This window comes from Streptomyces sp. WZ.A104, from assembly GCF_002382885.1.
In the GTDB taxonomy this organism is placed as follows: Bacteria; Actinomycetota; Actinomycetes; order Streptomycetales; family Streptomycetaceae; genus Streptomyces.
On sequence record NZ_NWVL01000022.1, the window covers coordinates 47,433 to 60,628 of the forward strand.

At 64.7% G+C, this 13,196-nt stretch carries 7 protein-coding genes; 5 read left to right on the forward strand and 2 right to left on the reverse strand.

Annotated elements, in window-relative coordinates:
• Positions 1 to 4: 4 nt before the first annotated feature.
• Complete coding sequence (locus tag CIB93_RS14435; protein ID WP_096627213.1) at positions 5 to 511, reverse strand: hypothetical protein; 507 nt, start codon at positions 509 to 511, stop codon at positions 5 to 7.
• Between the two features lie 489 nt (positions 512 to 1,000).
• Between CIB93_RS14435 and CIB93_RS14440 the strand changes: the two genes are divergently transcribed.
• The gene (locus tag CIB93_RS14440; protein ID WP_096627214.1) at positions 1,001 to 3,157 is read left to right on the forward strand and encodes an AIPR family protein; all 2,157 of its coding nucleotides are present in this window, start codon (positions 1,001 to 1,003) and stop codon (positions 3,155 to 3,157) included.
• 256 nt (positions 3,158 to 3,413) lie between these two features.
• Here the strand turns inward: CIB93_RS14440 and CIB93_RS14445 are convergent, their stop codons facing one another.
• Positions 3,414 to 4,253: a hypothetical protein gene (locus tag CIB93_RS14445; protein WP_096627215.1), complete on the reverse strand. Its 840-nt coding sequence runs from the start codon at positions 4,251 to 4,253 to the stop codon at positions 3,414 to 3,416.
• A gap of 136 nt (positions 4,254 to 4,389) precedes the next feature.
• On the opposite strand from CIB93_RS14445, the gene CIB93_RS14450 reads away from it, so the two are divergent.
• From CIB93_RS14450 to CIB93_RS14465, 4 genes are all read left to right on the forward strand, one after another.
• A complete protein-coding gene (locus CIB93_RS14450) occupies positions 4,390 to 6,474 on the forward strand; it encodes an N-6 DNA methylase (protein ID WP_096627216.1) in 2,085 nt (694 codons plus the stop codon).
• A 121-nt stretch (positions 6,475 to 6,595) separates the two neighbouring features.
• The gene (locus CIB93_RS14455) at positions 6,596 to 8,599 is read left to right on the forward strand and encodes a class I SAM-dependent DNA methyltransferase (protein WP_096627253.1); all 2,004 of its coding nucleotides are present in this window, start codon (positions 6,596 to 6,598) and stop codon (positions 8,597 to 8,599) included.
• Positions 8,596 to 9,882: a restriction endonuclease subunit S gene (locus tag CIB93_RS38435; protein ID WP_218839776.1), complete on the forward strand. Its 1,287-nt coding sequence runs from the start codon at positions 8,596 to 8,598 to the stop codon at positions 9,880 to 9,882. Before CIB93_RS14455 ends, CIB93_RS38435 begins: the two co-directional genes overlap by 4 nt.
• The gene (locus tag CIB93_RS14465) at positions 9,879 to 13,115 is read left to right on the forward strand and encodes a type I restriction endonuclease subunit R (protein ID WP_306454814.1); all 3,237 of its coding nucleotides are present in this window, start codon (positions 9,879 to 9,881) and stop codon (positions 13,113 to 13,115) included. Before CIB93_RS38435 ends, CIB93_RS14465 begins: the two co-directional genes overlap by 4 nt.
• The last annotated feature ends 81 nt before the right edge of the window (positions 13,116 to 13,196 follow it).

The following is a 13,196-nucleotide window of genomic DNA, read 5'->3' on the forward strand; positions in this document are numbered from 1 at the left end:
CTAGCTACTCCAGGGGGTGGCACTCGTAGAAGGGCTCGGGCGCCGTGAAGCTCAGGCCGTTCTCGTCGAGCGCGTTGAAGACGGTGACCCGGCCGTGCGGGAAGACGAACCCGATGGCCACCATCCCTTGCGCCGTGTCGTTGCCCTGCCATTCCAGGAGCTCGGTCTCCTGTAGCACCTGGCCATGGAGAGAGGTCAGGGCTGGCACTGCATCGTGGCGCCAACAGAGGTCGAACCCAGGCCAACGGGCGGACCCGTGGGGGGTGAGGGAGTTCCAGCCCACCGAGATGTCGTCGAACTTCTGGTGCTGGATCTCGACCTGCTCCCCGTCGAAGTCGAGCAGAACAGGACCGTCGGCGAACCATGTGTCGTCCGCGACGTCCCAAAGCAGCCAGGTACGTGTCAGTGTCTTCCCGACCAGTGCACGCAGCCGGTCGCCGTGGCTGGCGTTGATCGCGGCATGGCCACGAAGCCACTCGAGGGCGTAGGTGGCGAGGTCGAAATCGAGCATCTGAGCATTGTGCCGGGCGAGCGGCGGGTGCGCCCGGTCCGCAGCCAGTCCGCAGGACACCCGTAAACGGCTGTCGGGAGCCAACGCATGCCAACGAGGAAACCCCAGGTCAGAGCCCCAGAAGGGGCTCCGCCGCAGGTCAGGATCTGGCTTCAGACATTCCGCTTCAACAACTGAACTCCACCACGTCGCTGATGTGGTGGAGTTCAGCCCGAAAGTACAAGTGAGTGATGAGGCCGGGATGACCTCGTTCCGACCTCATCAGTCATGCCCGCCATCTTTGACGGTGCACGAAGGGCCTAAGCTGTCCTCCTGGGGTCTGCGTCACTGCCAGCGGCGGGGCGCCTGCCGGGAGCGTCGAAAACGAGCGGCTGGTGCGTCTCGCCGTCAGTACGAGCCGTGACGCCAACTCATCCGTTCAGTCCCGCCGGCCCACGCTTCTCGTAGCATAAGAGAAGTTCAAACGCGTGGTCGTGACTGGGGGCAGGGATGAGCAAGAGCGGGCAGGCAATGCCGCTGGAAGTCCGGCATGTTCGCGATGCGTTGAAGCGCGAGTTCGATCCGCTGATCTCGCTCGCTGACTACGAGAAACGTCAGCCGTTGGAACGTGAGAATGCCTTCAACTCGCGTGCGTTGTCCGCCAGGGCGGCTCGCATGCTCACGGACTGTACGTCCGAGGAAGCTGCCGAGTCGGTGATCGACGGCCGGGACGACTTCGGTATCGACGCCGTCGCTTTCTCCGCCTCCGCTCCTGAACTGTGGCTGATCCAGGCCAAATGGAGCGACAAAGGCAAGGCCGGCTTTGACACGAGTGCCGCACACAAGCTGGTGCACGGCCTGAAGAAGCTCGACAACCGGGACTTCGATCAGTTCAACGAACGGTTCCGCCGTCTCGCTGACCGTGTGCGGTCAGTGCTTGACGTGCCTACCTGCAAGGTGGTCCTCGTCATCGCTGTCATGGGCGAGGGGCACCTGTCTACGGAGACCGAGGCCATACTCGTCGAAGCGGCTGAGGAGTTCGGCGGCTACACGCGCTCCATCGAGCACCGGGTGTTGAACCAGACGGACTTCCACCGTGCCGTCCGCGAGGACCTCACCCCAGAGCCGATCACCCTCACCGCCACCATGACGCAGGGCTGGCATTCCCGGGAAACCCCATTTCAGGCATATTCGGGGCTGGTGGCGGCCGACGAACTCGCTCAGTGGTACGCCGACAACGGAGAGCGGTTGTACGACCGCAACGTCCGCAGATCGCTGGGCCTGACCGGAGTCAACCAGACGCTCGTCGAGAGTCTGATACGGGATCCGCAGGGCTTCTGGTACCGCCATAACGGCATCACGGTTCAGTGCGACAAGATCGAGCCGCATTTCTTCGCGAAGCAGAAACCCAGTGAGCCCGTGAAGCTGGTCCTCGAAAACGCAAGCGTCGTCAACGGTGCGCAGACCGTCAGTTCTGCCCACCGGGCGTTCCAGCAGAACGAAGAAGCGGTGGGAGAGGCGTACGTCACCGTCCGGATCATCTCAGTTTCCGGTGCCCCGGAGGGGTTCGCGGGCGAGATCACCGAGGCGACCAACACGCAGAACCACATGGAGCGGTCGGACTTCATCGCGATCAAGCCAGTACAGAGCCTGATCCGTGAGGACTTCCGACTCTCTCTTGACAAGGACTACGTATTCAAGCGCGGTGAGATTGAGCCGTCGCCGGCGTTCGGATGCTCGGTCCGCGAGGCCGCCACCGCCCTTGCCTGCGCTCACCCAGACCCGGCCCTGGCGGTACGGGTGAAGGGTTCAGCCGACGCGCTCTGGGAGGACGGTCCTGGAGGCATCTACACCCGGCTGTTCGGGCGCAGGCCCAGCGCTTATCAGATCTGGCGTAGCGTCCTACTTATGCGGCGGGTGCGGGAGTCCTTGCACGAGGTCCGCTCCACGCTCACCGGACGGGCGGGTTCGATCGCTGACAGTGGTGCTCTGCTGGTGGCGCACATGGTCGCCCAGCAGGTCGGCTCAGAGGGAATCGACGAACCAGACTCAGGTTGGGAGTCCTCTCTGGAGGACGTACCGGCGCGGGTCGGCGCAACGCTTGCCCAGCTTATCCCGCTGGTGAACCACCTTTTTGGGGGCGGAAGTTACATCACCAGCACCTTCGCCAGCGAGGAACGCTCCCGAAAACTGGTCGCCGCCGTCCTTCAGGCGCTCTCCGACGGTACGGATGCCGGAGACCTCGCTGCGTACCAGCAGCGGGACGACTCGAAGCCGCCCAGGCGCCCCAATACCGTGACCCTGCTGATCGACCATGACCGTATTCCATCCGGTACCAGGCTGATGTACCACCCCAGCGCGACGGAGGAGCAGGCCATCGGGGACTGGCTGAACGCTGACCCGCGTCGGGCCTACGCGACCTGGGTCAACGACCGGCGCAAGCCGTTGCTCTGGGAGGCTGACGGGAGCCGTTACTCGCCCAGCGGCCTGGTCACTCATATCTGGCAGCAGGCCGAGTGGCGCGAGGCGTGGAGCGCGGTCCAGGGGCCAAAACAGTGGGGTGTGCTGGGCGAGGATGGAACGCTTGTTGACCTTGCAGAGCAGCTCTGGCAGCAGCTCCTGACGGAGTCCTTGCCTGAGGAGGAACAGTTCGAGTCGCTCCAGTAAGGGCAGCTTGCGGCAACGCCCGACACAGTGACGCGATCGGCGAACCAGCTACGCCTCGGCCTCCTCTCGCTTCGGCATCCGGTGGGCGAGGTGCTAGCGAGGAGCGCGCGGCACCCTGCGCGAGCATCGGTGACTTCGATACGCAAAGTGCACGGCCTCAACGTGAATCGGAAGTCGAAGTCCCGTCCGACGACGCGTGAGCTGATTTGGGCGGCTGCCCCCCACTGTCCCTGATGCCGAACTTCTCCAGGATGTTTCAGGCCCCTTCTGCGAATCGGGGACGAGCCGTGTGCTGCGAGATGCGTGGCATCGTCTCGCCTGGTGAACGACGGAGCAGCTTCATGTCGCGGCCCTCGACCCAGGCGTTCCAGGACTTGAGGTAGTAGAGCAGGTGCTCCCGCGAGTCGTCGCGCCTGCGGTGGGTCTTGCCGGCCGCCAGGTTCAGCAGCGTATTGCGTAGAGTCAGCCGCGGGTCACCGATGCGCAGCCCCGCGCCGGTGACCAGGGCCTCGTGCCAGGGGAGCTGATCGAGCTCGGGACGGGCGTCGGTGGTCGCGTACCAGCCGACCGCGGCGGCCGTCACGGTGATGCGGAAAGCCCTGTTCATCGGGATCGCCGCCCGGACAGCGTCCCGCATACCGGGGTGCTGGTCGAGGACGGTGAGCAGCAGATCGTTACTGACGGCGGCGCTCTGCCCGCTCCACGCGGAGTCCGGGGCGGTCAGATAGAGATGCAGTCCGCGCAGGGCTGCCGCCAGGTGGGTACTGTGCTCCTCGCCCGCGAGGGCCAGCGCGTCGCGCCCGCTGCGCTTGCGGCCGTTGTCCATCACGGTGAACGCGGACTGCGCCACTCCGCGTGTCACCACGCACTGCACGGGGACGCCCGCCTTCGCCACCGCCTCCAACCGGTGCTGGCCGTCGATCAGTGTGCCGTGGTCGTCGAAGGCGATGCCCTGGTGGGTGAGCTGCCACTCGCCGCGCTCGATCTGGTGGGTGAGCTGCTGGACGAACGCTTTGCTCAGCGGGCGGTTCTTGGTGTTGAGAAGCAGCCAGTCGCGGGCCAGCTCGGGCGTGATCACTTCTACGTTGCTCTGCATGACGTCCCCTCCATTGCCATCACCGGCAGCACTCGTCGATAGCAACGATGACAGCATCGCTTGAAAGCATTGTCAAACGACATTCTGCCATGCTGTACTGTTCGTGCGTGTTCGATGAAGACGAAGGGGGCTACTGATGGCCGCACCGACCACGGTAAGTACCTCCGACATCGCCCGTATCGCGGACGTCGGCCGCGCGACCGTGACCAATTGGCGGCGCCGCCACTCCGATTTCCCTGCTCCCACGGGCGGTACGGAATCGCGCCCCACGTTCACGCTGGAGGATGTGGAGGGGTGGCTGGCCGAGCATGGCCGCCTACCGCAGTTCACCGAGCAGCAGCGGTTGTGGCGTGAGCTGCTGCGAGAGGCCGAGGGGTCGGGGCTGACTGAAGCGATGGCCCGGGCCGCGCTCTTCCTCGCCTTCCTGGAACATGAAGGTCACACCTCACGGGAGACGCGTTACGTTCACTACGCCGAAGGGCCGGGCGTGGACGCCGAGGGTCTCAGTGTCGGCATGCTCGACGAGATCGGCAGAGCACTTCAGGACATGCCTGAGCCGGTCGCCCTACTACGTTCCGCGTCGCTGACGCGTGAGCTTGCGGCTGCCGCGACACGGCAGACGCCGGACGAAGTCCTGTCGGACCTGCTCGACCGCTACGCGAAGGAGTCGCGATGGCGCAGGCCGGGGACCCCGGCGGCGGTGGCTCACTTCATGGCGACACTGGCCAAGGCCGCCTCGCCGGACGACGCGCTGAGCGCCGTACTCGACCCGGCATGCGGGACGGGGGACCTGCTGGAGGCGGCCCGGATCCAGGGGGCCACGCAGCTTGACGGCCAGGACCGGGAGCTGCATTTGGCCCAGCTGGCCGCGTCCCGGCTCTCCCTCCGGCTGGGCGGGAAGGGGCACTGCTCTGTCGACGCCGAGGACGCTCTCGCCCGATCCCGGCATACGGGTGGGGAGTTCGACGCGGTCCTGTGCAATCCCCCGTACAACGAACGTGACTGGGGCGCGGACGAGTTGGCCTACGACTCCCGCTGGGAGTACGGCCTGCCGTCCCGGTCCGAGTCCGAGCTAGCCTGGCTGCAGCACTGCCTGTCGCGGGTGCGCCCGGGTGGTGTGGTGGTCATGCTGCTGCCGCCGTCCGTCGCCTCCCGGAGTTCGGGGCGGCGGATCCGGGCGGCGCTCGTACGGCACGGCGCGCTGCGCGCTGTGCTGGCGCTGCCTGCCGGGGCCGCTCCGCCGGCGCACATCGGGCTGCATCTGTGGGTGCTGCGGAGGCCGGGCGGGGGCAACGGTGCAGAGGCCAGCCATGTGTTGTTCATGAACTGCAAGTCGTTGCCGGACATGAACAGCCGTGGCGGGCGCCCCTCCGTCACCTACCGAGAGCTGCTTACAGCGCCTGAGAAGTGCCCTGCCATGCCAGGCGTCTACCGTGCCGTTCCGATCACGGATCTGCTCGACGACACAGTCGACCTCACGCCCGCGCCACGACTCGCGGGGGAGCGCGACCTGCCGCCGGTAGCCGACCTCCGTCGTACCCTGAGCGGCCGTCGAGACAGCCTCGGCTCCGTACTGTCGCAGGCATCGGCACTCGCCCCGAGCGATGATTGGGGAGTCTCCCGGACGGGCGGGCCATGGACGATGGCCCCGCTCGCCGATCTGATTCGTACGGGGGCGCTGACTCTGCTCAGGGCCAAGGCGAAGGGCGGCAGCGGGGATTCGGATGGCGACGATCCCGTCCTCACGGCTGCGGATGTGAACGAGGGGCGCTCCCCGTCCGGGCGCGGTCCGGCAGGGGATGAGGACGCGGTGCGGATCAAGGTCGGGGACGTGATCATCCCCGGGACCCTGCTGTCCGCGGACAGGACCGCCGCGCGGGTTGCGGACGACACCGACGCGGGGGCGCTGCTCGGCAGGAACCTGCACCTGCTGCGCCCGGACGAGGCGCGGCTCGACCCGTGGTTCCTGGCCGGCTTCCTCGCCGACCCGGCCAATGTGCAGCGGGCGAGCCAGGGGACGTCGATCGTTCGGGTGGATCCGCGCAGGCTCCAAGTTCCCTTGCTGCCGCTTGAGGAGCAGCAGACATACGGGGCGGCGTTCCGGCGGCTGCACACCTTTACAACGGCTCTGCGCCGGGCTGCGCTCCAGGGTGAGGAGACGGCCGGGAAGTTGCGGGCCGCGCTCACAGCAGGCGCTTTGCGGCCACCGCCACCGGCCTGAACCCATGCGGGCCGTCCCGCACACACGACACACTGACCGCGTACATACCGCACTGAAGTATTCGCCGCCCCGGCGGCCCGGAAGGACAACGGTGGAGCAGGACCACAGCAGGCACTCGGAGATGATCAACTTCATCTGGAAGGTCGCCGACTTGTTGCGCGGCGACTTCCGGGCGCATGACTACGGGAAGATCATTCTTCCGTTCACGGTGCTGCGGCGACTGGATTGTGTGCTGGAGCCGACGAAGGCCGAAGTGCTTGCGGAGGTCGAGGAACTGGAGGAGCGGGGACGCAAGCAGGCATACCGGGAGATGAGGCTCTGCGAAGTTGCGGGGCACGGTTTCTACAACACGAGTAATCTCACCTTCGAGCGCATCGGCCGGGACCACTCGCAGGCAAAGACACTGCTGAAGTCGTATTACGGCGCCTTCTCTGAGAACGCTCGGGAGATCCTTGACCGGTACAACTTCGACCAGCACATCTCCGATCTTCAGGAGAGGGGGCTGCTATATCAGGTCGTCGGTGAATTCGCCAAGATCGATCTGAGGCTGCCGAAGCGGCCGGACGACAAGGACGGCATCGACAACCACCAGATGGGCTACATCTTCGAGGAGCTCATCCGGAAGTTCTCCGAGGACAACCCCGCTGGTGAGCACTTCACGCCCCGCGAGGTGGTCCGGTTGATGGTGAACCTGCTGCTAGCCCCGGATGAGGGGGCGCTGGGTGCGGGCAAGACGCGGACGGTCCTCGACCCGGCCTGCGGGACGGGCGGCATTCTCAGCGAGACTGAGGACCACATCAAGCGAAAGGCTCCGCATACGACCGTCGGGCTGTACGGGCAGGAACTGAACCCCGAGTCGCACGCCATCTGCCAGTCCGACCTGCTGATCAAAGGGCAGGAACCGGACAACATCAAGTCCGGGAACTCCTTCACTCAGGACGGCCACAAGGACCAGAAGTTCGACTACTTGGTCGCGAACCCGCCGTTCGGAGTGGAGTGGAAGAAGGTCAAGCAGGAAGTGGAACGCTTCGCCAGAAACGGAGATCGTTTTCACGCGGGACTGCCAAGGATCAGCGACGGTTCCTTCCTCTTCCTCCAGCACATGATTTCGAAGATGAAGCCGGCGCATCCTGACGGGAAGGGCGGCTTCGAAGGCGGAAGCCGTATCGCGATCGTCTTCAACGGGTCGCCGCTGTTCAGCGGCGGGGCGGGCTCCGGCGAGTCCGACATCCGTCGGTGGATCCTGGAGGAAGAGGACCTGCTGGAGGCTATCGTGGCGCTGCCGGATCAGCTCTTTTACAACACCGGGATTTCCACCTACTTCTGGATCCTGTCGAACAGGAAGCACCGGAGCCTCAAGGACAAGGTCATCTTGCTGGACGCGCGAGGCCAGTCGACGAGGATGCGTAAATCGCTGGGCGACAAGCGCAAGGTAATCTCCGATGCCCAGATTACAGCGGTGACGGGCATGTACATGAAGGCGGTGGCTGCGGCGACCGACGAGCGGCTGTCCCTGCCGGAGAACGTAAAGATCTTTGAGACGAAGAGGTTCGGTTACCAACGCATCATCGTGGAAAGGCCGTTGAAGCTGCACTTTGAGATCACGCAGGAGACGCTGGCTGCGCTCCGGGCTTCCGCTGCGATCGAAAAGGCGATTGATGCGGGTTCGTTCGCAGATGCGCTGAAGTCGCTGGTGGGCGAGCGTTGGGCGACGAAGGCGGAGGCGTGGGACGCGATTCGTCAGGCGATGGTGCCGACGGGCCTGATGATGCCGACGGGCAAGCCCTTCCAGAAGGCGCTACGGGATGTGGTGGGGGTGCGCGACCCCGAGGGCGAGGAGCAGTACCTCAAGAAGGGCGACCCGCACCCGGAGCCGGACCCTGACCTCCGTGACAACGAGAACGTGCCGTTGGAGGAGGACATCGACGCGTACATGAAGCGCGAGGTGTTGCCGCATGTACCGGACGCGTGGGTGGACCACGAAAAGACGAAGATCGGCTACGAGATTCCGTTCACGCGGCAGTTCTATGTGTATGAGCCGCCGAGGCCGTTGAAAGAGATTGACGCGGAGCTGGCGTCGCTGGAGGCCGAGATTCAGCGGCTGCTCGGGGAGGTGACGAAGTGACCGAGGTGCTTGGAACTACGCTGCCGGAGGGCTGGACCGCTTCCCGTCTGAAGCGCGTCACGTCCCTGCTGAACCGGGGATCTGCTCCGGACTACGTTGACGATGGCCCCGTGCGTGCTATTAGTCAGGCGGCTAATCAACCTGGGGGATTGGACTGGGCGCGGACTCGGTTTCACAATGCGATTGGGGAACCCCGCAAGCTTAAGGGCTACTTGGTGTCCGAAGATATCCTCATCAACTCCACTGGGACCGGAACCCTGGGGCGAATTGGCTTCTTCCAGGGTGCCCCAGAAGGGATTCCCTGCATGGCGGACACGCATGTGACCGTGGCGCGAGTGATCCCCTCCGAAGTGGGGCCCAGATTTCTCTATTACTGGCTGTCATCGATTCCCTTTCAGGAATACATCTATGCGGCGTTGGTAGTAGGGGCGACGAACCAGATCGAGTTGAATCGCGATCGACTCGGCGATGCGCCAGTACCCCTTCCGCCTGCTGAGGAACAGCGTAGGATCTCCGGCTTCCTTGATGCAGAGGTCGCTCTTATTGATGACGTTGTGAGCGCCAGGCTCACGCAGCTCGCCATCCTCGATAGGCGTCTCTCAGCGATCCGTGATGCCCTCGTTGAAGAGTACGCCGAGCGTTTTTCGCTAGTTCCCCTGCGTCGCTTCACTGCAAGGATTGAGCAAGGTGCGAGTCCTCAGTGTGACAACAGTCCAGCCGGAGCTGACGAGTGGGCGGTGTTGAAGCTCAGCAGCGTGAAACGGGGAGTGTTCGCCGCTGAGGAAAATAAACGGCTTCCAGAATTGGGCAACATTGCCCATCAGAATGAAGTGAAGCCGGGAGACTTTCTTGTGACCCGAGCCAATACACCAGATCTCGTGGGGGATGTAGCCGTAGTGCGAGAAACGCCTGCGCGGCGGCTACTGCCTGACCTTATCTATCGCGTATTGCTTGATCCGACCCTCGATGCTGACTATGTCGCAGAAGTCGCACTCAGTGGCCGAATTCGGGCGTTGGTTAAGGCTGATGCGCGTGGGTCCTCGCAGTCAATGGTCAAGCTTCGTGGCGAGGATATCAAGAATTGGCCTATTCCGGTGGCGTGTATGACTGCCCAGAAGCAACTCGTTGCCACTATGAGTGATGCGGCTCGGTCCACTGAGCAGCTCAAGTCGACTATTCGGCGTCAAATCGACCTGCTGATTGATCGCCGCCGCGCCCTGATTACCGCCGCAGTGACCGGCCAAATTGATGTAACAACCGCACGGGGGGTGCGAGTTCCGTGATTCACAGCAACCCGTTCAGCAACAAAGGCTCGAAGGAACCCCAGCACAAGGTTCACCACGAAGAGGCGTTCCGCGTCGCGATCATCGAGCGGCTCCTCGCCCACGGCTGGGAGGGGGGCCTCGCCCTCCGCTGGAGGATGGGCCTCAGCTCCGACTACCGCCGTGACCTCGCCCTCGACACCGCGCAGGTCTTCGCCTTCATCGGGGCCACCCAGAACAAGGCTTGGCTGAGCTACGCCGGCTACTACGACGACGACCCCGACATCGCCCAGCGTGCGTTTGCCGAGCACCTCGCCCGGTGGATCGACAAACGGGGCACCCTCCAGACCCTCCGCCAAGGGGTCAAGGCGCACGGCATCCACTTCGACCTCGCCTACTTCAAGCCGTCACAGACGATCGACCCCGGCGCCCTCACCTTGTACAGCAAGAACCGGCTCACCGTAGTCCGTGATCTCGTCTACGCCACCCGCCGTGTGCCGGACGGCGCGACCAGCAACGACGAGGGCAACAAGCCCGACCTCACTCTCTTCGTCAACGGCATCCCCGTTGCCACCGCAGAGTTGAAGAACCCGCTCACCGGCACCGGTACAGCCGAGGCCATGCACCAGTACCGGACCACCCGGGACCACCGGGAACCGCTCTTCGCCAAGCGCGCCCTCGCGCACTTCGCGGTCGACCCGGACGCTGTCTTCCTCACCACCCAGTTGAAGGGTAGGGACACCGTCTTTCTGCCTTTCAACACCGGTTCCGACGGCCCCGGAAACCGTGGCGGTGCCGGAAATCCGGCGATCCCCGACGCGGCTCCCGCCGGCACGTACCGGACCTCGTACCTCTGGGAACAGATCTGGCACCCGGACACCTGGCTGGATCTTCTGGAGCGGTACGTTCACCAGAGCACGGAGAAGAAGGATGACGGCAGCACCGTCAAGAAGCTGATCTTTCCGCGCTTCCACCAGTGGCACGCCGTGAGGGAGTTGACCGCGCACGCCGCGCGGCACGGGGCGGGGCACAACTACCTGGTCATGCACTCCGCGGGGTCCGGCAAGTCGAACACCATCGCCTGGCTCGCCCACCGGCTCTCCGACCTGCACGATGCACGACACGAGTCGGTTTTCGACAAGGTACTGGTGATCACGGACCGTACCGTCCTGGACGATCAGCTGCAGGAAACCATAGGTGACTTCCAGCAGACCAATGGCCTGGTCCTCGGCATTGGCGGCAAGGGCGGCTCGAAGTCGTCGCAGCTGGCGGATGCGCTCGCGCAGGAAACGGCGAAGATCCTCATCGTCACCCTCCAGACCTTCCCCGCGCTGCTCGCCTACCTGCGCAAGTCGCCCGTCGAGATACGCGGCAATCGCTTTGCGATCGTCGTCGACGAAGCGCACTCATCCCAGTCGGGCGAAGCCGCCACCGACGTCAAGAAGGCCCTGCGCGATCTCGGCCTCGACGCCGACGACGAAGAGACCGGAGCCACGGAGGCCGAGGCGGAAGTGTCGGAGCCCACCACCGACGAGCGTCTCGCCGCGTCCGCCCGTGCCCGTGGCCAGAGCGCGAACCTCTCCTACTTCGCCTTCACCGCCACCCCCAAGCACAAGACGCTGAAGCTCTTCGGCACCAAGAACCCGCTCACCGGCCTTTATGAGCCCTTCCACACCTATTCGATGCGGCAGGCGATCGAAGAGAGGTTCATCCTTGACCCGCTGTGCCAGTACGTGAGGTACGAGACGTACTGGCAGATGGTCAACGAGGACCCGCACGAGGCGGACCGCGAGGTCGACAAGAAGAAGGCCAACGCACTGCTCGCCTTGACCGCGCACGGTCACACCGAGACCGCCGTGCAGCGGGCCAGGGTGATCGCGGAGCACTTCATGGCCCACACCCGCAGGCGGCTGGGAGGGCGGGCCAAGGCCATGGTGGTGTGCCGTTCGCGGTACGGCGCGCTCCAGCTGTACCGGCAGATCGTCAAGTACTTCGACGACAACGGCTATCCGGACCCCGGGGTGCTGGTCGCCTTCTCCGGCTCTCTCAAGGAGGGAGAGGAGGAGGTCACCGAGGCGAAGCTCAACGGCTTCTCGGAGGGCGAGCTACGCAAGAGGTTCGCGTACACCGCGGCCGATGACAAGAAGGGCACGTCAGCCAGGAGCCGGCGCGAGTACCGGATCCTGGTGGTCGCGGACAAGTACCAGACGGGCTTCGACCAGCCGCTGCTGACCACGATGTACGTCGACAAGAAGCTGAAGGGTGTCGCCGCTGTGCAGACGCTCTCCCGCCTTAACCGCACGCATCCTCTCAAGGACCAGCAGGATCTTTGCGTCCTGGACTTCGCGAATGACGCGCACGACATCCAGAGCGAGTTCCGGCCGTTCTTCGAAGAAGCCCAGACCATGCCCACCGACCCCAATCTGATCTATGACGCGCAGCATCAAGTCATGGATCCGCCGATCCTGCTCGTCGACGAGATGCAGTCGTTCGTTGCGGCGTACCTCAGGGCACAGGACGCGGCGGCCGGGGACGGCACCCGCTGGGAGAAGCTGCACGCGGAGCTCTACCGGCACACCGACCCCGCCCGCGACAGGTTCATCGTGCTCAGGGAAAGCGAAGTGCCGGCCGAGCACGAAAGCGCCGAGCAGTTCCGGGCCGACCTCGCCGACTATGTGCGCAAGTACAGCTTCCTTGCGCAGATCGTGCCGTACATCGACATCGATCTAGAGCGCCTGCACCTCTTCGGGCAGCATCTGCTGCGCAGGCTGCCCCCGCGCGAGGGAGGTGGGGTGGATATCGGAGAAACCCGGCTTGAGGCCGTGCGCCTGGAGAAGGTTGGGGAGGTCAACGTGAGCCTGACTGCCGAGGGCGCGGTCGAACTGAAGGGCTTCGGCAGTGGTGCCGGTGGGGCGGCTGAACCCGACAAATCGCCGCTGGCCAAGGTGATCGACCAATTCAACGAGCGGTTCGGTACGGACTTCACCGAGGACGACTTCATCGTGCCGCTGCGGGCGGTGATGGCCGACGAGAAGGTGCGGCGGTCCGCCTCGCAGGACGACGAGGACGGATTCAAGCACGTCATCGACCCGGTGCTGGACGCCGAGATGATGAAGCATATCGACTCCGTTCGTGAGTTGGGGGACCACTACTTCCACGACGACCGCGATCACCGGGAGTCGATCAAGCGTGACCTGCGGCGGCACGCCTTCCGCATGCTGCGCCGCGAACTGGGGATGGACGACGCGGCCTGAACCCGCCGCGGGCAGCGCGAACCGTCCACGGCAACTCCCCGTAACCGTGGACGGTTTACGGCGACACGCGCCACACTGGGC